The following is a 21,956-nucleotide window of genomic DNA, read 5'->3' as shown; positions in this document are numbered from 1 at the left end:
TCGATTCCGAACTGTTCGATGCACTCCCCGCGGTAGATAAGGGCGCGATGGCGAGGTTGCGCTCGAGGCTCGCTGACGAGGCGTCGGCTGCGCAGTTGATCGATGTGGCCTACCGGACCGTCGACTCGCCGATCGGTAAACTGCTGCTCGCCGCAACGGATGCGGGCCTGGTTCGAGTTGCTTTTGCGATCGAGGGCCATGATCTGGTGTTGGAGCGATTGGCCGATACGGTGAGCCCTCGTGTCCTGCATTTTCCGCGCAGGCTCGACACTGTCGCGCGGGAGTTGGACGAGTACTTTGCCGGAGCGCGAACACAATTCGATCTGCCTTTGGATTTTCAGCTGGCCAAGGGTTTTCGACGCGAAGTTCTGCGTCATCTTCCCGAGATTGAATATGGCCATACCGCAAGCTATTCGGTGGTTGCTGCTGCTGCCGGAAGTCCGCGGGCCGTCCGCGCTGTGGGAACGGCGTGTGCAAAAAACCCACTGCCACTAGTTGTGCCGTGCCACCGAGTGGTCCGTAGCGACGGAAGCCTTGGGCAGTATGCGGGTGGTCCGGAACTGAAGGCAATCCTCTTGGATCTCGAATCCGGTAACCGAACATGACTGTCGTGCTGCAGCTTCCGTTCATTGCGCCGTACTCGACGGATCCGATGGTCGGTGCGCTGCGTGCTCACTGTGTGGCGGGATTGGAGCGCCACGACGGCGGAGTGCATGCACGCGTTATTTCACTGCCCGCTGGTCCCTCGATCGTGTCGGTATCGTGGCACGACGATCATGTGTCGGCCAGTGCCACCGCGGGTACGGATCCTGTTGTCCTCGAGTCGGTGGTACGTAGGTGGTTGGATCTGGATGCCGATCACTCGATGATCGATCCGTATTTCGATTCGGATGACATCATTGCTCCGTTGATTGCGGCGCGACCGGGTCTACGGGTGCTCGGCAGTGTCGACGGGTTTGAAACCGCTGTCCTCACCGTCCTGGGACAACAGGTTTCGTTGGCCGCGGCGCGAACATTCGGTGGACGAATTGTCAGTGCTTTCGGTGACGTTGTGGACGGGGATTTTGTTGCCTTTCCCGCGCCGGAGACGCTGGCTGCGCAATCCCCGGAGGCGATCGGGGAGGCTGTCGGATTAACCAAGGCTCGGTCAAAAACCGTGCACACCTTGGCGATTGCCGCTGCCGGAGGGCTTGATCTCGGCTGGGATGCGGAACCGGTTCGGTTCCGTCGCGAACTCCTCGCTTTGCCGGGCATCGGCCCGTGGACCGCGGACTATCTGACCGTGCGGATCTTGGGTGACCGCGACGCATTTGTTCCCGACGATCTCGTTCTCAAGCGGGCGCTCGGCGTTTCGTCAAGCAAGGAGGCTGCTGCCTTGGCGGAGAGCTGGAGGCCCTGGCGCGCCTACGCACTCTTCCATCTGTGGACGAAGGAAGCGTTTCTCTAATCTTTTGCCTGTGCCAGCGCAGACGGCCACCAGATCCGCTTGCCGATATCGTGGGAGAGAGCGGGCACCAGGATGCTGCGCACAATGATCGTGTCGAGGAGAACGCCGAAGGCCACGACAAACCCGATCTGGGCAAGAAACACGAGTGGCAGAACTCCGAGTACGGCAAACGTTGCAGCCAAAACAATTCCGGCGGACGTAATGACACCGCCGGTAACTGCTAGCCCGCGCAATACACCTGCACGAGTGCCGAATTCACTCGTTTCCTCGCGGACACGGGTCATCAGGAAGATGTTGTAGTCGATGCCCAAGGCTACGAGGAAGACAAACGCGTAGAGGGGGAACGACTGATCGCTGCCGGCAAATCCGAAGACATGCGTGAAGAAGAATCCGCTCACGCCCAGGGTCGCAGCAAACGAAAGAACCACGGTTGCAATCAGAATCACGGGAATGAGTAAGGCACGGAGCAGTGCGGCGAGAACAAGGAAGATGACAACCAGCACGATAGGGATGATCAGATTGCGGTCGTGCACCGACGCCGCTTGAACGTCGAGGGTTGTCGCGGTGCTGCCGCCGACCAGGGCGTCAGCGCCGGGAACTGCATGCACTGCGGTGCGGAGTCGTGTGATCGTTTCCAAGGCTTGCGGCGAATCATAAGAGTCGGTGAGCGTTGCGTTGATCATGGTGCGTCCGTCGATCGGAGCAACGGTGAAACCTGCCGGGGCACAACCCGCTGCAGCGGCCTGGGCAACGGCAGCGGGGTTGGTCTTGATCAAAGCACTGACTTTGGCCACATCGACTTGCGTGCAGACAGCGCCGGGATCCTGTGAGATTCCCGAGGTGGCGCTTGCCGCTTTGATGACCGCGTCGGACTGGGCGGCATTGGCCGTGATGACGGCCGGCGCGCCGGTTCCCGGATTGAACTGGGAATCGTAGAGTTCCTGCCCCACAACAGCGTCGGGAGTGTTGGTGAAATTTTGAGCTGCGGTCAGGCCGTCGGTCTTGAGGCTTCCGATGCCGACCGCGAACAGAACGATCAGCAGCACGCTAGAACCGATCCACAAACTGCGGTCTTTCTTGCCGACGGTTGTCGCGATCTTGCCCCACAGGCCGTGCGTCGCCAGGTCTGCGGCGTGATCGACTTGTGGTGTGCGGGGCCAGAATACCCAGCGACCGGCCGCTGCCAGCGTGACGGGCATGAAGGTCATCATCACCAGATAGGTGCAGGCAATTCCGATGGCCGCGACTGGGCCCAGACTCTTGTTGGAGTTGAGTTGGGAAAACGTCAGGCACAGCAGACCGAGAATGACAGTGGCAGCCGAAGCCGTGATTGCCGGCACGGATTCGCGCCACGCTCGGATCATCGCGTCGAATCGATTGGGATAGTTGTGCAGTTCTTCGCGATATCGAGAAATTATCAACAGTGCGTAGTCGGTGCCCGCACCGATGACCAGTACGAACAAGATGCCCTGTGATTGGCCGGTCAACGTCAAGATATCGGCTTTCGCCAGGTAGTAGATCACCATCGATGACAAACCGATTGCCAGGACCGCAGAGAACAGCGGGAAAAACCACAGGACGGGTGAGCGATAGACCACCAGGAGAATCAGAATGACAACAAGCAGAGCCGCGCCCAGGAGGGCGCCCTCCAGTCCCGAAAAGGCGTCGATGAGGGCAACGAGCAGACCACCCGGTCCGGCGGGTAGCACTTGCATGTCTCCGGCGGCGTGTTCGGCTGCATCGATGACGTTCTGTTCGGTTGCTGCCAGCACATCGCCCGCCACAGCGGTGTCACCGTCTTGTGCGACAAGGGGCACGAAGATGGATGCAGTGGTGCCGTCCGCCGAGAACTGCGTCGGTTGCATTCCGTTTGCGTCGACGCCGGAGATGCTCGAAATAGACTGGCGCGCAGTGTCGATCGCAGACTTGTCCGCATCTGTCAGGGCTGAATCTCGATGGAAGAGAACAAATCCGGGAATGGTTTCCACCGAGAGGAATTCCGCAGACTGATTACTGACGACAGTCGACTCGGCAGAACTCGGTAGGTACGAGGAATTGTCGTTCTTCTGAACCTCAGCAAGTTTTCCCTGGAACGCGCCACCGAATCCGCCCGCGATAAAGGCGAAGATCGCCAGTGCGATCACCGTGAATATCGGCAGACGGTGGCGTTTCACCGCTGGGCTGCCATTCTGTTCCGAGTCGGTTGTATCCAGCTTGGTCATGGTTCTCCTCGAGCGCACTCGACCAGCACCAACATGAGCGGAACCCGCTTTACTCAGGAGGAACAGGTTTGCCGTAAATCTCGCGGATACCCACATCCATCGGAAACCTAACCACTGTGTCGCCGAACAACAATCGGGTTGCCGACGCCGCAGCGGCCAGCACATGGGCGGTGCCGGACTCTGGATTTCGAGTGTGCACGACTACCTCGTCGTGTTGAAAGAACACCAATTCCCCGTCGGGGTCGTCGGCCAGGCGGCGACGCAGGTCCGCGAGTAGGCACAACGCCCATTCCGACGCCGTTGCCTGCACGACAAAGTTTCGGGTGAACCGTCCACGCGCATGGGCGTCGCCGTGTGAATAGAAATCGGGAGACGGTGGGGGACAGGCTCGACCGAGAAGTGAATGGACCACCTCGCCCCGTTCGCCGGCCTTGGCTGCTTTTTCGACGTAGTCGACCGCTACCGGGAACCGCTTCCGTAGCAGGATGAGAAGTGCCTTGGCTTCACCGGCGGTGGCCCCGTACAGCACACCGAGGATGGCAATTTTGGCTTTGGCCCGGTCTCCACCGAAGGCCTCGGCTCCGACTAGCGCGTACAGGTCGTCGTCACCCGCTGCCTCCATCATGCGGTGATCGCGTGACATTGCCGCGAGAATGCGAGGCTCGAGTTGGCCGGCGTCGGCAACCACGAATGTGTGCCCGGGGTCGGCGACGACGCTCGAGCGCATGGTCTTGGGAATCTGCAGAGCGCCGCCGCCGCGGCTGGCCCACCGGCCGGACACCACACCGCCGGGGACGTAGATGGGCCGGAAGCGGTCGCCGCGCACCCAACTGTCCATCCACTGCCAACCGTTGGTGCTGTACAGCTTGGCGAGTTCGCGGTGACGCAGCAGCAATGGCACTGCCGGGTGGTCGATTTCCTGCAGAAACCACTTACGGGTCGACGGCAACTCGATGCCTTGGCGGCCGAAAGCCTCGGTGATCTCGACGGATGACGACGGATTGACGGTGCGTCCGAAGACCTCGCTGATCTGGGCCGCGAGTTCTTGCATCCGGACGGGGAGGTCGTATCCCGTCGGTTTGGGGCCGAGTCGCTCTTCGAGGAGTTTGCGGTGCTTCTGCGTCGAAAACGGTAGGCCGGTGTGGGTCATTTCGGCGGCGCTGAGGGCTCCGGCGGATTCGGCGGCGATCAATAAATCGAGGCGCGAGTCCGATCCGATGGTGGCTCGTTGCGCGGCAAACTCGGCAACAACACCCTGGGGATCGAGAACGGGTGCGGTGTCGAAAAGGCCGAGACGGTCGTCGTCGAACTCCTCGTCCGGAGGTGACGGTTTGCCGGCCCGCATGCCCAGAATGGCGCGAGTCAGTGAGATGTCGTGGCAACGTTGAACTCGCACGCCCGCCCGCAGCAACGTCGGATACACCGATGAAGTGCTGGGCCAGACCCACCGGGGATGCTCGGCAGCCTCGATGGTTTGGACTGCGGAGACCAGATCAGGATGTTCGACGGCATCGCTGACGAGAGTCCCGTCGGGATCGGTGCGAACGACCGTTGCCGTCACAGCTCCCGTGGACGTCGTACTACCGGGAACCACGACAACTCTCACGGGACCAGTGTGCCCGTAGGGTCCGACAGGCATGATGTTCGTGGTCCCTGACCTGCCGGATACATTCAGGCGATGACCCTCACCGACGCATGGCTCAGGTATATGGAGGTTCTTCGCCAGAAGGCGCCGATCACGGCAGGTGCAGTGCATTCGCCGCGGACACTCTCTGAGCGAGAAGACGCCGAACAGGCTACGGCGCCCTGGACTGCGGAGATTCGCGAGTTCTTCTCCCTTCACGACGGAGAGAAACGGCCGACCGGCGGAGAAGACTTTGTCGGCAGTGTGTTCCCGGGCTTTGATCTGCTCTGTCTCGACGAGGTCGTCGCACGGCATCGGGACTCCCGAGAACACCTCCATGACACCGAAGATTTCGGTGAGGATTGGGGGAGTATCGCGCGGCAGCAGCCGGCCGGGGAAATCGCGCACATGTTTCTGAGTGAATACATTCCGTTCGCGGAGCACGGATGCGGTGATCTGTTGTGCGTCGACACCCGCGGTGGGCAGCGGCAAGGTTGCGTCCGCGAATTCGGTGCGGAGGGCGCGGATGAATGCGATCCGGAGTCGGGGTCGTTAGCGGAGTACGTCGATTCGGTACGTATCAGTGTCGAGTCGGGTATCGAACATTCCGGACTGCTCCCGACTATCGAGGATGGCGCCCTCGTCTGGGACATCGACTTCAGTGACAACCCGGTGCAGGTTCCCGAACCCGAGCCGATAGTGATCCGTTTACCGTTCGCTGTGACGAGTTTTCAGCCGTCACAGATCGGACCGGACGATGACCTGATCGACCTCGATGTCGTGCGGCGAACGGTGATCGACACAGCCCGCTCGTTGCATCCGGGATCGGTTATCGAAGGGGGCGAATCGGTCTTCCGTCGAGTACCCCGTCAGCAGGGTGTCGCGATCAGTTGGTTCCTCGGGATCGACAGGCAGGCTGTCACGTTCGTGGCCGTCGTGACGGGTATAGGCGATGAGGTGATCGTTCACGAGCTGCCGGAAGGGGGGCGGCGTGGTTTTTAGCTGCTGACGAATCGGATCTTCTGACCGGGACGGGCTTGGCCGAGTCGGTCGATATCTGCATCCGTCACTACCGCGACTACGGGATAGCCGCCGGTGATGGGGTGATCTGCCAGGAAGACGACGGGTTGGCCGCTGGGCGGGACCTGGATCGAGCCGAGAGCCACGCCTTCCGTCGGCAATTCGAGTCCGTCAGTTCGCTGGAGGAGCGCATCGGTGCCGACGCGATCGAGACGCGCGCCGATGCGGTCGGAGTCCGTCGAGACTGCCCATCGCCCGGCCTTCAAGGCTTCCGGATTGACGAATCGGTCTGCGCGAGGACCGAATACAACCCGAATATCGAGGGTTCCGCCTGAAACCTGATGGACCGGTGCCACGTCTACCAACGGAAATGCAGCCGGAGTCGGTCCGATCGGGAGTATGTCATTTGGCTTGAGGGGCGCCGGGCCGATCCCGGAAAGCGTGTCGGTGCTGCGCGATCCGAGAATCTCGGGCACTGCAATTCCGCCCCGAACAGTCAGGTACGTCCGCAGTCCGCTGGGCGCGTAGTCCAGCCGAACAACCTGCCCCGGATTGACGACGATGATGCTCGAATGACCGACAGGAATGCCGTCGCGGTACGCCTGCGCGGGGGCGCCGGTGAATGCGAGTGTCATCAACTGATGTGCACGGAGGCTGAACCCGCCCATCAGGATTTCGATCCCCGCAGCGTCTTCGGCATTGCCGACGAGCCGATTGCCAAGCCGGAGTGATCGCCTGTCGGCAGCACCGGAAACTCCGACGCCGGAGCGTAAGTGGCCGGTCCGGCCGAGATCCTGGATCAGGCTCAGCGGACCGGTTTCGAGAATCTCCAGACTGTTCATCGTTCTTCCTTGTTTACGAACCGCACACGTCGTCCGGGTTGCACGGCTGCGGGCGGTGCGGAATTCAAGTCCCACATCACGGCGTCGGTGCTGCCGATGATCTGCCAGCCGCCCGGGGAGGCGCGTGGATACACCGCGCTGTATCCACCGGCCAGCGCGACGGAACCGGCGGGCACCGCAGTGCGCGATTGGGGTCGACGCGGGATGTCGAAGCGAGTGTCGCTTGATGTCAGGTAAGCAAAACCTGGCGCAAATCCGATGAAGGCGCAGCGCCACACCGCCGACGTATGAGCTGAAATGACTTCCGCACGGCTCATTTTCAGAGTCTTTGCGACGTCGTCGAGGTCCGGTCCGTCGTAGCGGACTTCGATGACGAACGGGGCCTCGTCCGAACCGTTGTCCGTGACCGCGTCGGACATGGTGTGCGCCAACTCGTTCAGATCGTGACGAACGTGCGTCAGATCTGCCGTCGGTGTGCAGGTGACCAGGACTGTGCGGGCGGCGGGAAGGAAATCCTCCACACCGGCGGGGGTATTTCGTGTAAGGGCATGGATGAACGCAAGAACTTCGGCCTCGGACTCGAGGTCCACCAGAAGTGCGTGTTCACCGGCGGGCAGGATTGTCAGGCGGTTCATGCGAACGCCTCCACACGAATGCGGGCGTTGATCAGTCCGGCCTTGATGGACTTGGCCATCACAACCGCGCCGGGTGAATCGCCGTGGACACAAATACTTTTCACCGGCATCGAGATGGTGATTCCGTCGGCGGTGATCACCGTTCCCGTGCTGGCCAAATCGATTGCCTGCGCCGTCGCGGATTCAGGATCGGCGAGGACCGCGCCGGGTTCGCTTCGCGGAGTGAGTTTCCCGAATCGGGTGTACGAGCGATCAGCGAAACCCTCGGAGACGAACTCGATTCCGTGGATCTCGGCAGCTTTCTGCAGGTGAGAGAGTGGTGGACCGAGCAGCGCCAGGGAATTCGAGGATTCGGTCATGGCAGAGACGATAGCGTCGGCGAGCTCGGCACTCTGCGATGCGGAGTGGTAGAGCGCGCCATGAGGTTTGACGTAGGTGACGGCCGAGCCGGCAGCGTGAGCGAATCCTGTCAGAGCACTGATCTGGTACAGGGTTTCGTCTTTCAGATCACCGGGCGTGATGTCGATGTTTCGACGGCCGAATCCCACCAGGTCACGAAAGCCGATGTGCGCTCCGATGGATACCGAATGTTCGACGGCCATTTCGCAGGTACGACGCATCGTCGCCGGATCGCCGGCATGGAATCCACAGGCGATGTTGGCGCTCGACACTATGTCGAGGAGCGCCGCGTCTTCGCCCATCCGCCAGTCTCCGAAGCCTTCTCCGAGATCACAATTGAGGTCGATGTTCATGGCAGATCCAAGGTGTATTCGGTGTCCGGGACGTCGGTGATCAGCATGTGGCCGGGTGCGTGCGTGATGGCGAACGGGAGTTTCGATGCCATCACTGCCGCTTGCGGTGTCACGCCGCAGGCCCAGAACATCGGAACGTCGCCGGGCTGGAATTCGACGGCGTCGCCGAAGTCGGGACGGCCGAGATCGGCGATACCGAGTTCGGCTGGGTCGCCGATGTGGATGGGTGCACCGTGAACCGCGGGCATGCGGGCGGTGATTGCGCGTGCCCGTTCGACCTGTTCGGCGGGGATCGGACGCATCGAGACCACGGTCGGGCCGCTGACGCGTCCGGCGGGTCGGCATTCCCGATCGGTGATGTACATCGGGACGTTTCGCTTCTGCTCGACATGGCGAAGGGGGATCCCCGCCGCGACAAGAGGGTGCTCGAAAGTGAAGCTGCAGCCGATGTGGAACGCCACCAGATCGTCGCGCCAGTACTGCGTCGCATCCTCGATTTCGGCGGTCAGTTCACCGTCGACCCAGACGCGATACAACGGAAAGTCGGTCCGGATATCGGCGTCGGGAGCCAGGATCGTCGTGAATTCGCCGGCGTCGCTGACGTCGAGGACGGGGCAGGGCTTGGGGTTTCGCTGCGTGAACAGCAGAACCTCGTACGCCCAGTCCTTGGGAACGGCAATCAGATTGGTCTGCGCGAAACCCGGGGCAATTCCCGATGTGGGAAACACTGCTCCGGCTCTGAATCCCTGCCGAGCTGAGCTCGGATCCGGGTTGGTGCGATTGTCGATCACGGTGGTGTCCATTCCTCGAAGCAGTCGATTCCTAGCGACAAGCGATCAGTTGAGCTCGCGTCCCAAGGTTTCGGGTAGGCCGAAGAGTGCGATTACGGCGATGCCGTAACCGATGGCACCGAAGATCATGGCGCCGCCGATGCCCAGGCTGCTGGCTGCGAGGAAACCGACGATGGCGGGGAACACGGCGCCGACAGCGCGACCGAAGTTGTACGTGAATCCCTGTCCGGTGCCGCGGTGGGCGGTCGGGTACAGCTCGGAGAGGAACGAACCGAAGCCACTGAAAATGGCTGATGTGCAGAAGCCGAGGGGGAATCCGAGAACCATGATGAGAGTGTTCGCGCCGTCGGGAACCTGGGTGTACAGCACCATGAACACGGCAGAGAGGGTCGCGAACAACTGCATGGTTCGCTTGCGTCCGAGCTTGTCGGTGAGGATGCCGCCGCTGACGTAGCCGAGGAATGCTCCGCCGATGAGGATGGCGAGATACCCGCCGGTGCCCACGACGTCGAGACCGCGCGAGTTCTTCAGGTACGTCGGCAACCAGGACGCGAGGGTGTAGTAGCCGCCTTGGACGCCGGTGGCGAGAAGGGACGCGAAGATCGTGGTCCGGAGCATCGGGCCCCGGAAAATGGCTAGGAAGGAACCTTTTTCAGCTTTTGCCGACTCTCGCTTTTCCGTGATGACTTCCGGATCCTTGAGGTTGCGTCGGACCCAGATGATGAGGAAGGCGGGGAGGACGCCGGTCCAGAACAGCACGCGCCACGCGACGTCCGGATCGAAGAGTTGGAAGACGACGGTGTAGATGACAACCGACAGGCCCCAGCCCACCGCCCAAGCGCTCTGGACGAATGCAACTGCGCGGCCGCGGTACTCAGGCTTTGCGTACTCGGCAACCAGGATTGCGCCGGCCGCCCACTCTCCGCCGAAGCCCAGTCCCTGGAAAGCGCGGAAGATCAGCAGCGTCTCGAAGTTGGGTGCAAAACCGCACAGAACCGTGAAGATCGTGTACGTCGCGACCGTCACCTGCAATGTGCGGACGCGGCCGATGCGGTCCACCAGGATGCCGGCCAGGATGCCGCCGAGTGCGGAGACCACCAGTGTGACGGTGGTGAGGAGGCCGGCCTGCCCCGTCGTGAGCCCGAAGTACGCGGCGATCGCGGCCAACCCGAGGGGCAGTACCTGGAAGTCGTACGAGTCGAGACCGTAGCCGCCGAAAGCGCCGACAAATGCCTTCTTGCCCTTCGGTCCAAGTGTGCGGAACCAGTCGAATGGGCGCGGCGGGGCACCTGCGGTTTGTAGCGGAGCGGTCATCGGTACCTCGCGTGAAGAAAGGAAAGTCAGGACCTTCAAGGTACAAATCGTTCAACGATCCTGCAATACCCTGAAGGGATAATTAATTTATCGGAAACTTTTGGGTGGGCTGTCGCGAGCAGACTGGACGGACCGCTCTCACTATGATGAGTGCAGCGACAAACGACTAGGAGCACACTTGACCAGCTTGAATCCTCCGAAAGAGGATGCGCACGCCGCGTTGGCCGCCCATCGAGGACAACTCGAGCGGACGAGTCGAACAGTGCGCGTTGCAGGAATTCTGCGCGAGTTGATCATCGACGGAAGCTTCCGTCCGGGCGCCAGATTGTCCGAACCTGACATCTGCACCGCCTTGGATGTCTCCCGAAACACCGTCCGCGAAGCCTTCCAGATCCTGATCGAGGACCGGTTGGTTTCACACGAACTCAACCGTGGCGTGTTCGTTCGGGTCCCGTCCATCGAGGACGTTGCCGAGCTGTACATCTGCCGCCGGGTGGTCGAGTCGGCCGGCGTTCGAGACTTCGATCCTGCGACGGGCGACCTCACCGCGCTCGCCGACGCGCTCGAGCTCGCCGAGGAACGACTGGCAGCCCAGGACTGGACTGCCGTCGGCACGGCAGATATCCATTTTCATCGTGCAATCGCGGGATTGAACAACAGCAGTCGCATCGATCAGTTGATGGGTGGGGTGTGGAACGAACTCCGCTTGGTCTTTCACGTCATGGACGACCCACATCGATTCCACTCGCCGTACCTGGCCCGAAATCACGAGATATACGGCGCGTTGAAGTCCGGCGAAAATGCGCTGGCCGTCGAACTGCTCCAGAAGTATCTCGATGATGCTCGTATTCAGATACTTGCGGCGTACCCGACATTGTCTCGGTCCGCTGGGTCGACGGTCGCCACCTAACTCGGAGAACGGTCGGTAGGGTATTGCCCGCGGCAACCCTGCCGGACGACCGTTTCGGAGTGACCGTTGACGAATGTACTGATCGTTGTACTGATACTTGTCGTGATCGCGGCAGTGGCCTTCGTGGTCCTACGTGGACGCAAGAGTGCCCCAGCACGGCGTGTAGATCCGCTCGCCGACTATCCGGAGGTCTACGACCCCCACAAGATCGGCGTCGGCGACATCATCACCTACGCGGGGATCGATCACGTCGTCCGCGGAACCATCACTCTCGACGAAGAGGGATACATCTGGCGTGAGCACCTGATCGACGGCTCGACCGGCCGACGCTGGCTCACAGTCGAGGACGACGAGGGCGAACTCGAGATGACGCTCTGGATGCGCCGTGAGGGCACGAATCTCGAACCGAGCGGCGACGTCATCCTCGACGACAAGGTTCATCGCAAGATCGAAAGCGGAACAGCCAGGTTCACCGCAGAAGGAACGACGGGGACAGCGCCGTCGGGGTTGATGGACTACGCAGACTATGCGACGGCCGACAAGACCGGCCTCATCGGTTTCGAGCGGTGGGCCCGCGGACAGTCGTGGGAGGTTTCCACTGGACGCGCTGTGACCCGCGGTGAGTTGACCGTGATTCATTCAGGCCCGCCGCAGTGAGTGTGCATTTCCTCGAGGTGGAGTCCACCGACGTGGATGCGTCGGCGCTCGGTCTGCTCCTCGACGCGCCCGCCCCACCGGTTCTGGCTCAACTTGTCATCGAAACCGTTGATGGCGCTTTAACTTTGGGGGTGCTCGGGGCGTCGCATGTGGTGACTGCTCGTTCGCAGGGGGAGGTGCTGACAGAGCAGGTGTCCTGCGATGCCGTCGCCGCGGGCGGGGATCCTCTGCCGCGAGTCGAAGTAGTCGGACCTTATGAATTCGAATCCACCACCGAGACCGTTGATCGAGCTGAGTTCGACACCGCCGCAATTCGGTTGAAGGGTAGAGCCTCGGAGGAAGGCTGGATCTGCGGAGCGTTTCCCGGCGATGAATCAGCACTCACGGTGTTGTCCGGCAGTAGCGCCGGGCAGGGATGGGCTTGGCAGAGTTGGCATTTGTACCCCGGGGAGGGGACAGGAGTGATCGTGAAAACATCGAGTAGGTGGAATCCGTGAAGGCATGGCTTGTTCCCGGATTGATCGTCATGGCTTTCGTGCTGTCGTCCTGTGGCGGAGGCGCCAAGGACTTCATCGCGGACAACTATTCCAAGAGTTCGCAAGTCGGTGATGTTGCTTTGTACTCGTCGAAAGATCCTGTCGGAAAAACGGTATCGAAGATCGTCGACGCCGACGAACCTGCCGCGCGTAGTGCCGACGGAGGCAATGAATACCTGCGCTACGACGACGACATCGTCACTGTGAGTGCCGGCTCCGGTGGCGGCAGCACTATCAAGGTCGAAGACATCGACGGCACCTATCGCAGCGGCGGATACGCCTACCTGGGGCCGGGATTCAACCCAGGATCACCCGCGAGTGGCAGTAGTGGCAGCGGCGGATCGGGTAGCGCGAAATGAGCACCTCGAACACTATCAACGGGAGAAATACGTGACCTTCATCCTTGCGTCCGCAACCACCGAAATCGGAACCGTCGACGGCCTCGAACTGGTCGGTGGTGTTCTCGGAACTTTGGCCTACTTCGCTGTCGGTGTCGCAGTTCTGGTCACCGGGTTTCTGGTCCTCGATCTCATGACGCCGGGCAATCTCCGCCATCAGGTGTACGTGGACAAGAATCCGAATGCCGCAATTCTGTTGGCGTCCAATCACCTTGCGCTCGCGATCATCGTGGTGACCGCAATCTTGACCAGCTCTGACGGCTTTGCGCAGGGGCTTGCAGACTCGGCAGTGTACGGACTGTTCGCAATAGTCTTGCAGGCAATCGCCCTACGGTTGATGAACGTAGTCCTGCCCGGAAAGTTGGTTGCGCTGGTACAGGATCCGAAGATGTGCGGCGCAGCCTGGGCGGTGGGCGTGAGCTTGCTGTCCATCGGTTTGGTGAACGCCGCCGCGCTTACCTGATGAGTGTCGCTGATGTGAAAGCCTCGTCTTCGATGCTTGGTGCCCGGGCTCGGGTCCTGTTGCTCGCGGCCGTCGCGGCGTGCGCTGCCTGCGGGCTGATCTACGAATTGGCTCTGCTCACCTTGTCGGTCAGCCTCACCGGCGGTGGGATAACCCAGACCTCGCTGATCGTGGCCGGCTTTGTCGCTGCCTTGGGCGTCGGCGCCCTCGCGGCAAAACCGCTCTTGGGGCACGCGGCCATTTCCTTTGTGACAGTGGAGATTCTGCTCGGCATCATCGGCGGGTTCAGCGCCGTCACGTTGTACGTCACCTTCACGTTCTTCGGTTCCAGCGCGGCCGTCCTGGTGGCGGCGACAGCATTGATCGGCACTCTGGTGGGGGCCGAAGTGCCTTTGCTGATGACATTGCTGCAATCCGGACGCGATGACAACGACGCACAAAGTACCGGCAAAGTTCTTGCCAATCTCAATGCAGCCGACTACTTGGGCGCCCTGGTCGGCGGACTACTGTGGCCGTTCGTTCTACTGCCCTGGACTGGAATGATCCGCGGCGCTGCTATCACCGGAATGATCAATCTTGTTGCCGCAGCCGTAGTTGCGTTGATCTTGCTGCGCTGGCAACTGAGCCTGCGTGCCCGGTTGATCGCGGTGGTGGCAATGCTGTTGGCGGCGAGCCTCATCGGATGGTTGTTGATCGCGGCATCCGATATCGAAACCACGGCCCGTCAGCGCCTGTACACCGATCCTGTAGTCGCGGCCGAGCGCTCCGTGTACCAAGAAATTATTGTCACCGAGCGCAACAACGACACCCGACTGTTTCTCGACGGCGACCTGCAATTTTCCAGCGTCGACGAACATCGGTACACCGAATCGCTGGTCTATCCGGCTCTCTCGAACAATCCGCAGCGGGTACTGATACTCGGCGGCGGCGACGGTCTTGCCGCGCGCGAAGTATTGCGACTGGCCGGCGTCCAGGAAATCGTGCAGGTCGAACTGGATCCTGCCGTCATCGAATTGGCCAACACCCGCCTACGATCGTTGAACGGTGGTGCGCTCGAAGACCCACGCGTGCACGTCGTTGTCGACGACGCTTTCCGGTGGTTGCGTGAAAAACCCCAACCCGGCTTCGACGCCGTCATCATCGATCTTCCCGATCCCGACACACCAGCCTTGGGCAGGCTCTACTCGATGGAGTTCTACGGACTGGCCGCTGCCGCACTCAATCCCGGTGGCTTGATGGTCGTCCAATCCGGCAGTCCCTATTCGACTCCCGATGCGTACTGGCGAACCGTATCTACGGTCTCGGCCGTCGGACTGGGAGTGTCGCCGTACCACGTGTACGTGCCCAGTTTCGGGGACTGGGGGTACGTTCTTGCTCAGGTAGGCGGTATTCCGCCGGAACTTCGACTGCCCGCTGATGCTCCGGAACTGCGCTTCCTCGACGAGCCGACATTGGCGTCGGCCTCGGTCTTTCCACGGGATCGCCCCCGCCGCGAGATGGAACCGTCGACGCTCGATCGACCTCGGATAGTTGATGACATGAGAAAAGGCTATGAACGCTAATCTGCTGGAAGGACTTTCATGCTGAGTGCGCTCGGTCAATCACTACCGATTGCGGTCGGCTTGGCTGTTGTCTCCATCCCGATGGCCGTTGTGGTGCTGATGATGGTTACTGCCGGTGCGCGAGCTTCCGTTGCAGCTTTCATTCTGGGCTGGATCGTAGGTATCGGTGGTGTTGTGGCACTGACCATCACGATTGTCGACACTGCGGTGCCCGAGACCGAGGCTTCGCGGTGGGCCAGTATCGTGCGAATAGTGCTCGGGTTGGTCCTGTTCGGACTTTCGTTCAAGCAGTGGCGATCCCGGCCTCGAGATGGAGCGCAGCCCACGCAGCCCAAGTGGATGTCGAGCGCTGGTTCGCTCAGTCCACTGAAATCTCTGGGGCTTGCCTTGCTCTCGGTGGCTAACCCGAAGAACTCTGCTCTCGCAGTCTCGGGTGCTGCGGCGATCGCAGCCGGAACCTACGTTGTGGCGGAGCAAGCCGTCGCCGCTGTTGTTTTCACTGTCATTGCAAGTGTCGGCGTCGCTGCCCCGGTTGTGGTCAATGTGGCTCTCGGTGATCGCGCCGCGTCGGTGCTCGACTCAGTCAAAGCCTGGATGACCGCGAACAACGCAGTCATGATGACCGCGATCTTGGCACTGCTCGGGGTGATTGTGCTCGGTGAAGGTTTGAGTGGTCTCAGCTAGTCGATGCGGGTAGATCGACAGCCGTGGTCGCCTACCATTGAGCAGTGACCGTTTCCTCTGTTGATTCCCCTGAAGATGCTGCCGATGCTGCCTTCGCAACTGCTGCCATGGCAGCTTTGCGTGAGTCGGGCCCGCTGAGTCTGGAACAGTGGGCGCTCGCGCTCGGAGAATTCGGATCGGTAGACGAGATTGCCGAAGTTCTCGAGCTCCTCGACGATCCCATGGTGGGGTTTCTCCCCGGAGACAAGTACGTCGCTCTGGATGCTCTTCTTGAAGGTCTGGTGTTCACACACCGCCTGAGTGATATCGAAATCTCCGCGAATGTGCTCGAAGCCAGCCCCGATCTGGATCCGATCCTAGGATTTGTCAACGTCACCGACGGATTGCGCGTCGTGGAAGTCGAATACGAGACTGAACTGCTGAACGAGCGCGGTTTTGAATCGGCGGGCAGTCGCCGCGTCGTAATTCTGCCGCCAAGCTCACTCGCTGATTACTCGGCTGGTGATCTGGTTGGACTTGCCGTCGAGGACGGACAGTTGACGTTGCGCGCCGCCGAGGTCGAGGACGAGCCGGATCTTGCGCCGGTTCTCGGAAAGATATTTGCTGCTAATGGTGTGGAAGCACTGGATTCAGCGTCCTGGCAACTTCTGATCGAAGATCCTGAACTGTTCACGGTTCCGAGCCCGCCGCTCGGTGAACTGTTCGAAGCGGCCGGGTACGAGCATCAGCGAGAGCTGCTTGCCGAGCGCGGGTTCGACTTCATTGCATACGATGTGCAACTCCGCACCGCTTCGGTGGCATCGAGGTACAGCCTTGGTCACGACGAAGCAGCAACCGTCGTGGCATTCGTGGATCTTGCTGATCGCGGCTATACCGATGCGGCAATTGACAACTTCGATGTGCAGGACTGGGCTCGTCGGCACATTGCCGCAGTGCCCGATTCGTTTGCATCCCTTGCTGATCCAGGGGTTGCGGTGGCGGTCTTCGATCTGGGGTTCCGCAATCAAGATCTGGTGACCGACACGATTCTCGAGGCTCTTGGCCTCGAATTGACCAGGCAGGGACAGCGTGCGCTGAAGCCGGCGGCCCATTGGCTGGCCGGCAAAGCGGCAGATCGACTCGGACGGGTTCTTGAAGCCGAGACGCACTACGAGAAGTCGCTGGAGTGGGAAGCTGATTGGGGCCCAGCACTTTTCGAGTTGGCACAGTTCGCATCCGATCGCGGAGATGTGAATCGGGCATTGTCACTGCTGGGTAGAATTGACGGAGGGACCCAAGAAGTCCTCCATGAGGTTCTGCAGGCATTCTTGCCAGTCGAGCACCTCGAACTGGGACGGAACGACAAGTGCTGGTGCGGATCCGGCCGAAAATACAAGGTTTGCCACCTGGGCAAGATCGACGAGTCGATACTCGAAGACGGCCGCTGGTTGTACAAGAAGGCATGCATGTTCGCCTTTGCCTCCGAATTTGCCGACAGGTTGGTCGAACTCGACAACCTGGCGAGCGTGAACCTGAGCGAAGATGCCCTGCGGAGCAGAACGATCTTCGAGGGACCGGCACTGGACGTCGCCCTCTTCGAAGATGGGCTTTTTGCCGAATTCCTTACCCGACGCGGTGAACTGCTTTCGGAGAAGGATCTCGCTACTGCTACCGAGTGGCTGGGAACGCGGCGCTCCGTGTACGACGTGAACTCCGAGGGAACGGCATTGGTCGATCGCCGAACCGGAGAGACCGTGAAGGTGGGAGCTGCAGGTCAGGCCGGCGATGTTCTCAGTGCTCGAATCTTGGTAGCCGGATCGACGACTCAGGCCGTCGGTGGCGTCGTACTCACCTCTGATCAGCAGGTTGCGGATGTGCTCCGGGTTCTGGCCGCGGATGTTATCGATCCTGTCGAGTTGGTGACGGTGCTGAGTTAGAGACGCTTTGGTCGCCACTGTTCGACACAACCTTCACCTCCGACTGATGCTGTCTGACCTAGGAAGTGTCAACCCGTTAAAGTTATATAGGTGACCGAACCGATGGATCCTAATGACTTGATCGCCGAAGCTGCGATGGAGTTGTTGCGTCAGCATGGCCCTCAGACCGCGGCGGACTGGGGAAACTTGCTGGCCGAGGCCGGGCATGGCACGGCCGACGACATGACGGAGTTTGTGGAGTATGTCGAAGATCCACTGCTCGGGTATTTGAGTGGGGAGCGTTACGCAGCTCTCGACACACTCTTCGAGCACCGTGTGCTCACTCATCGGCTTACCGACGCTGAGATCAGCTCAGGCGTACTCGACGCCAATCCTGATCTGATGGTCCTGCGCGTCTTCCTCGACAGCTTCGAGGAAGACGAGGACCGGGAGATGCGCGTCGTACATCGCGGTCTTGACGACGACATCCTTGCCGAACGCGGAATCGACGATCCGAAGTTTCCGGCTGATGAAGGTTTCCTGCTGGCCTCCGACGCACTCTCCGAATGCGCGGCCGGCGATTTGATCGGGCTTTTTGTCGCGGACCGTGAGTTGACGCTGTGCACGATCGCCGAAGTGCTTGATCCTGCCCCCAGCTTCGGGGACGCACTCGGGAGCATCCTCAGCGAGACCGGTGCCGAAACCCTCGACGCGATTGTCTGGCAGTTGATGCTCGAGGATCCGTCACTGTTCCGCCAGCCGGCCGCCCCTTTGGGTGAACTGCTCGACTCGGCCGGCTACGTCCGCGACGGTGATTACGTCGCGATCGAAGGTTTCGATTTCGAGGCATACCATTTGGCTAACCGCGCTCGGATGCTCGAGATCCGCGACAATCTGCATGCCGACGAGGCATCAGCGGTCATCGCGCTCGTTGATCTGGTGTCGGCTGCGCATCTCGAGTTCCCCGAAGACACGTCGGGCATCGGTGATTGGGCACGCAAACAGATCACGGAAAACCCTCAGATTTATGTGGGTATTGCCGAGCCTCCGGCAGCGGCCGCGGCCCTCGAATTGCTGTCCGAGCTCGACGATCATGACGAGGTATTGCACGCAGTAGCCACGGCACTGGCAGACAAGGGGCCGCGTCGTGTGAAGCCCGCGGCGTACTGGCTTGCCGGCAAGGCAGCAGACAGCCTCGGCAAGATCATCGTCGCCGAGGCGTACTACGAAAGCGCGCTCGACCGCGATCCCGATTGGGTCCCAGCAATTTTCGATCTCGCACTTCTGGTTGCCGATCGCAGTGACGCTACGCGCGCGCTCGCTTTGCTGGGCCGGATCGAGGGCGGCGAATCGGAAATCTTGCACGACGTGCTAGCCCGATATGCCCCGGCCGATCATCCGGAATTGGGTCGTAATGACAAGTGCTGGTGTGGATCTGGTCGAAAGTTCAAGGTCTGCCATCTGGGTAAGGCGGAAGTTACGTTCGACGACCGGGCGAACTGGCTGTACGTGAAGGCGCAACTGTTCTCGCGCACGCCGGAGTACTTCGACGAGGTATTCGACCTCGCCGAGGTTCGTGCTCAGCATTGGGATGACGAGGATGCGCTGACCCGAGCACTCGAAGGCGGATTGGCAGTCGACGCAGCACTATTCGACGGAAACATCTTCGAAGCATTCATAGGGCGTCGCGGTGAACTACTGCCTGCCGACGAGTTGGAACTGGCGCAGCGATGGTTGGAGGTGCCGCGGTCGGTGTACGAGGTTGTCTCGACGGTTCCGGGTACGTCGCTGACGTTGAGTGACGTCCGTACCGGAGATGTTCATGACGTCGCCGACGAGTGGGGGAGTCTGAACCTTGAAGCCGGCGCACTAGTGTGCACCCGGGTGCTGCCCGCCGGCGCCACGATGCGGACTTTTGGTGGAATCGAGCCGATTGCAGTGGAAGACAAGGATGCGTTGATCGCGTTGATCGACTCGCCGGATACCCAGCCGTGGCAGTTGGTTGAGTTCCTGAGTGCTCGATTTGCGATGCGCTAGAAGATGTTTGAGGCTACCCTCTCTTTGATTGGCTCGTGGACTGCGTCGTCTCGATCCACGTCATGATCGCCAACCGTAACTCGTCGCATGTCGATCAGATGTATGGACAATCGGGATTCGACCGTCGTTCACCGTCTCAGTCTTGCGTAGATACCGGCGTCTTCGTGATTCCGTGTTTGAGGGTGGATTTATGTGCTTTTACGAGGCCTGAGTCCAGGCGTGCACCGCTTCTCGGATCGCCTCGGATCGGGAGACAAATTCCCTCTCCACGCGTGTTCAACGCCTCCATCGATGGCGCGTCCCGCACAGGCACTCCAGCCCCAGGGCCGGCACCGAGGGCGGGTCGCACGCGCTTGCGCAACTTTTCGACGTAGTAACCCGTTTCGGCCTCGTCTGCCCATTCCTGGATCGCCGGGGCCGCACTGCAGATTCTCCAAGTCAGAAGGCCCATTGGGCGAGGACGCACGCGCGGGGGCGCTGGAGGATGTTGGATTCGGTGACTCCGACGAAGTGCTCGAGCTTCTCGAGTACCAGCTTCTCGGCCAGTTGAAGGACCGCTCCCGCTGCCGGGTCGGCTGATGACTGTTTTCGGCGCTGTTGTTCACATACCGCGAACTGCGATGCCGTCTTTGGTGCCAGAGTTGCATCAGTCGAACACGCGCGCACCCCGGATAACCGCGTCGGCGCCGCTATCGATGAACATGACCTGACCTGTCAAGTTTGTGTTCTCCTCGCTCACCAGCCATGCGAGGAGGTAGGCAACCGAGACCGGCTGACCCGGTCGACCGGTGAGCGGCATCGGAACCGCCTTCAAGAGCTGCTCCCACTGTCGTTTGTCTTCCATCATCGGCGTAGTCATCGGCGAGAAGATCACACCTGGGCCCACGGCATTGAGCGGAATACCCTCACCGGCCCACTCGGCCGAGATCGAAGCTGAGCGAACCCATTCGGCAATTGCTCGCTTCGTCGACGCGTAAATCGTCGCTGCGCGTTTGGTACGGGCGATACGATCGGCGATCGCCGATGCGGTCGCCTCGTCGCCAGTGGAAAGCGCATCTAGCAGATCGATGTCGTACGCCATCAGAGCCGCGAATGACGCCACGACGACTGCCCGGGGAGCCTCAGAGGAAAGGAGCAGTGGACGCAATGACTCGAGTGTTGAGATCGCACCGAAATAGTTCACTTTGACCGATTGGGAGGTCCGATGCGCCACTCCAGCCGCGGCAACGACGGCGTCGATGCGACCCTCTGTGAGATCAGAGACCTTCTGACACAGTGAATCTCGTCCGACGGTGGTAGAGAGATCGACCTCTACGTCAGCGTTGTGGATGTCGACACCTACAACGCGGTGACCCCGGTTTTCCAAGATGGATTTTGTTGCATGACCGATACCGGATGCGGATCCGGTCACAACGTAGGTCCTGCTCATGTGAATCACGTGTCCGTTCTAATTAGGGAAGGGGGTGACTGGCTTCATTTGCACGAGGTACTGCGTCGCTCGTCGAGGCGCTGGGACGGAAGGCGATCTTGAAGCAGGGGCCAACAATTCGGCCTTCCGCTGAGCGCCGCCGGCTCGGCAATCGAGCTTCCGGTCGCGAGTGGCCGCATTGCGTCGCAGTTCCCGCGAGATCGTCGACGGATCCCGCCCCAGCCGTTGGGCTGTCTCACACACGCCGACGCCTTGCGCCTTCAGCGGCGTGTACTCCTAGTCCAGGAAAGCAGGAACCTCCTCGTCCGGGTATGGAGGACGCCCGCGACACCCGGACGAGTCGAGTACGCGAAGCTGCGGGCTGCGGGAGTTGCTCGTAGGAAAGCCGCAGCTCAGATCAAGATGAACATACGCACAGCTGGAGACTGGGACAGCTGCACACCAAACAACTTGACAATTCCGTATTTCGGACGACACTCGCCCAGATCGCTTGAATACCTAGAGTATTCGTTCGCGCCCAGGCAGTCGTCGCGAATGGGAATTGCTGCTGTCCCCGATCTTGTTTAATCTTTTCTCGATCTCGGCCCACTGTTCTGTCCACGAGATACTTCGCGTACATGCGCATCCTGCATTCAACCGGGTCAGTGAGGTCGAACCTGTCGAAGACTGTTTCCCCCGGCGTCGTCACCGAGCCGGAACCGTCAACCGCGTCACCGCCCAGACATTAGGTTCAACATC

The 21,956-nt window shown here is 60.8% G+C and carries 21 protein-coding genes and 2 pseudogenes; 13 read left to right on the top strand and 10 right to left on the bottom strand.

Translation table 11 applies throughout. The features are described 5' to 3' along the window. The first annotated feature begins 47 nt into the window (after positions 1-47). Both BDB13_RS02400 and BDB13_RS02395 read left to right on the top strand, forming a co-directional pair. Positions 48-605 (top strand): methylated-DNA--[protein]-cysteine S-methyltransferase, encoded by a 558-nt coding sequence (locus BDB13_RS02400; RefSeq protein WP_441347223.1) that lies wholly within the window; start codon positions 48-50, stop codon positions 603-605. Next, a complete protein-coding gene (locus BDB13_RS02395; RefSeq protein WP_094270244.1) occupies positions 602-1,447 on the top strand; it encodes a DNA-3-methyladenine glycosylase family protein in 846 nt (281 codons plus the stop codon). The genes BDB13_RS02400 and BDB13_RS02395 overlap by 4 nt, the downstream gene beginning before the upstream one ends. Here BDB13_RS02395 and BDB13_RS02390 read toward each other — a convergent pair. Together BDB13_RS02390 and BDB13_RS02385 are read right to left on the bottom strand one after the other, a co-directional pair. After that, entirely contained in the window at positions 1,444-3,669 is a 2,226-nt protein-coding gene (locus BDB13_RS02390) for an MMPL family transporter (protein ID WP_094270243.1), read from the bottom strand. The genes BDB13_RS02395 and BDB13_RS02390 overlap by 4 nt on opposite strands. Before the next feature lie 49 nt (positions 3,670-3,718). Next, positions 3,719-5,275 (bottom strand): bifunctional 3'-5' exonuclease/DNA polymerase, encoded by a 1,557-nt coding sequence (locus BDB13_RS02385; protein WP_094270242.1) that lies wholly within the window; start codon positions 5,273-5,275, stop codon positions 3,719-3,721. 72 nt (positions 5,276-5,347) lie between these two features. Between BDB13_RS02385 and BDB13_RS02380 the strand changes: the two genes are divergently transcribed. Next, complete coding sequence (locus BDB13_RS02380) at positions 5,348-6,295, top strand: SMI1/KNR4 family protein (RefSeq protein ID WP_094270241.1); 948 nt, start codon at positions 5,348-5,350, stop codon at positions 6,293-6,295. Here BDB13_RS02380 and BDB13_RS02375 read toward each other — a convergent pair. From BDB13_RS02375 to BDB13_RS02355, 5 genes are read right to left on the bottom strand one after another with little or no spacing between them, the layout of a single operon-like run. Continuing rightward, positions 6,292-7,155 (bottom strand): biotin-dependent carboxyltransferase family protein, encoded by an 864-nt coding sequence (locus BDB13_RS02375; RefSeq protein ID WP_094270240.1) that lies wholly within the window; start codon positions 7,153-7,155, stop codon positions 6,292-6,294. The two genes, BDB13_RS02380 and BDB13_RS02375, sit on opposite strands and share 4 nt — an antisense overlap. Then, positions 7,152-7,790: a 5-oxoprolinase subunit B family protein gene (locus BDB13_RS02370; RefSeq protein ID WP_094270239.1), complete on the bottom strand. Its 639-nt coding sequence runs from the start codon at positions 7,788-7,790 to the stop codon at positions 7,152-7,154. Before BDB13_RS02370 ends, BDB13_RS02375 begins: the two co-directional genes overlap by 4 nt. Next, positions 7,787-8,542 carry a LamB/YcsF family protein gene (locus BDB13_RS02365; RefSeq protein ID WP_094270238.1) on the bottom strand — a complete coding sequence of 252 codons (756 nt, stop codon included), beginning with the start codon at positions 8,540-8,542 and terminating at the stop codon, positions 7,787-7,789. Before BDB13_RS02365 ends, BDB13_RS02370 begins: the two co-directional genes overlap by 4 nt. Further along, positions 8,539-9,345, bottom strand: coding sequence for a putative hydro-lyase (locus BDB13_RS02360; protein WP_094270237.1), 807 nt, complete (start codon positions 9,343-9,345; stop codon positions 8,539-8,541). The genes BDB13_RS02365 and BDB13_RS02360 overlap by 4 nt, the downstream gene beginning before the upstream one ends. Before the next feature lie 33 nt (positions 9,346-9,378). Next, positions 9,379-10,647 carry an MFS transporter gene (locus BDB13_RS02355; protein ID WP_094270236.1) on the bottom strand — a complete coding sequence of 423 codons (1,269 nt, stop codon included), beginning with the start codon at positions 10,645-10,647 and terminating at the stop codon, positions 9,379-9,381. A gap of 178 nt (positions 10,648-10,825) precedes the next feature. Between BDB13_RS02355 and BDB13_RS02350 the strand changes: the two genes are divergently transcribed. The 9 genes from BDB13_RS02350 (at position 10,826) to BDB13_RS02310 (ending at position 19,789) form a co-directional block, all read left to right on the top strand. Next, positions 10,826-11,557 (top strand): GntR family transcriptional regulator, encoded by a 732-nt coding sequence (locus BDB13_RS02350; RefSeq protein ID WP_094270235.1) that lies wholly within the window; start codon positions 10,826-10,828, stop codon positions 11,555-11,557. 66 nt (positions 11,558-11,623) lie between these two features. After that, the gene (locus BDB13_RS02345; protein ID WP_094270234.1) at positions 11,624-12,214 is read left to right on the top strand and encodes a DUF4178 domain-containing protein; all 591 of its coding nucleotides are present in this window, start codon (positions 11,624-11,626) and stop codon (positions 12,212-12,214) included. Then, positions 12,211-12,711 (top strand): DUF2617 family protein, encoded by a 501-nt coding sequence (locus BDB13_RS02340; RefSeq protein ID WP_094270233.1) that lies wholly within the window; start codon positions 12,211-12,213, stop codon positions 12,709-12,711. Before BDB13_RS02345 ends, BDB13_RS02340 begins: the two co-directional genes overlap by 4 nt. Positions 12,712-12,740: 29 nt before the next feature. Then, positions 12,741-13,109, top strand: a complete 369-nt coding sequence (locus tag BDB13_RS02335; protein WP_094274613.1) for a DUF4247 domain-containing protein — start codon at positions 12,741-12,743, stop codon at positions 13,107-13,109. Positions 13,110-13,140: 31 nt separating this feature from the next. Further along, complete coding sequence (locus tag BDB13_RS02330) at positions 13,141-13,611, top strand: DUF350 domain-containing protein (RefSeq protein ID WP_094270232.1); 471 nt, start codon at positions 13,141-13,143, stop codon at positions 13,609-13,611. Further along, entirely contained in the window at positions 13,611-15,173 is a 1,563-nt protein-coding gene (locus BDB13_RS02325; RefSeq protein ID WP_094270231.1) for a polyamine aminopropyltransferase, read from the top strand. The genes BDB13_RS02330 and BDB13_RS02325 overlap by 1 nt, the downstream gene beginning before the upstream one ends. Positions 15,174-15,191: 18 nt before the next feature. Then, positions 15,192-15,857, top strand: coding sequence for a GAP family protein (locus BDB13_RS02320; protein ID WP_094270230.1), 666 nt, complete (start codon positions 15,192-15,194; stop codon positions 15,855-15,857). Between the two features lie 44 nt (positions 15,858-15,901). Then, a complete protein-coding gene (locus BDB13_RS02315; RefSeq protein ID WP_254922675.1) occupies positions 15,902-17,773 on the top strand; it encodes an SEC-C domain-containing protein in 1,872 nt (623 codons plus the stop codon). Positions 17,774-17,875: 102 nt separating this feature from the next. Beyond that, entirely contained in the window at positions 17,876-19,789 is a 1,914-nt protein-coding gene (locus BDB13_RS02310; RefSeq protein WP_094270229.1) for an SEC-C metal-binding domain-containing protein, read from the top strand. A 198-nt stretch (positions 19,790-19,987) separates the two neighbouring features. On the opposite strand, the pseudogene BDB13_RS32755 reads toward BDB13_RS02310, so the two are convergent. Continuing rightward, positions 19,988-20,240, bottom strand: a pseudogene (locus BDB13_RS32755) (ribbon-helix-helix protein, CopG family). Between BDB13_RS32755 and BDB13_RS32750 the strand changes: the two are divergent. Continuing rightward, positions 20,240-20,368: a hypothetical protein gene (locus tag BDB13_RS32750; RefSeq protein WP_254922674.1), complete on the top strand. Its 129-nt coding sequence runs from the start codon at positions 20,240-20,242 to the stop codon at positions 20,366-20,368. The pseudogene BDB13_RS32755 and the gene BDB13_RS32750 overlap by 1 nt on opposite strands. Before the next feature lie 67 nt (positions 20,369-20,435). Here the strand turns inward: BDB13_RS32750 and BDB13_RS02295 are convergent, their stop codons facing one another. After that, the gene (locus tag BDB13_RS02295; protein ID WP_094270227.1) at positions 20,436-21,218 is read right to left on the bottom strand and encodes an SDR family oxidoreductase; all 783 of its coding nucleotides are present in this window, start codon (positions 21,216-21,218) and stop codon (positions 20,436-20,438) included. Between the two features lie 108 nt (positions 21,219-21,326). Continuing rightward, a pseudogene (locus tag BDB13_RS02290) lies at positions 21,327-21,482 on the bottom strand (helix-turn-helix domain-containing protein); the annotation flags it as partial. Between the last annotated feature and the right edge of the window lie 474 nt (positions 21,483-21,956).

The sequence above is a fragment of the Rhodococcus sp. OK302 genome (genome assembly GCF_002245895.1).
Classification (GTDB): Bacteria; Actinomycetota; Actinomycetes; order Mycobacteriales; family Mycobacteriaceae; genus Rhodococcus_F.
The sequence above is the reverse complement of the archived record's forward strand: the minus strand, read 5'-3'. Positions and strand labels throughout refer to the sequence as shown.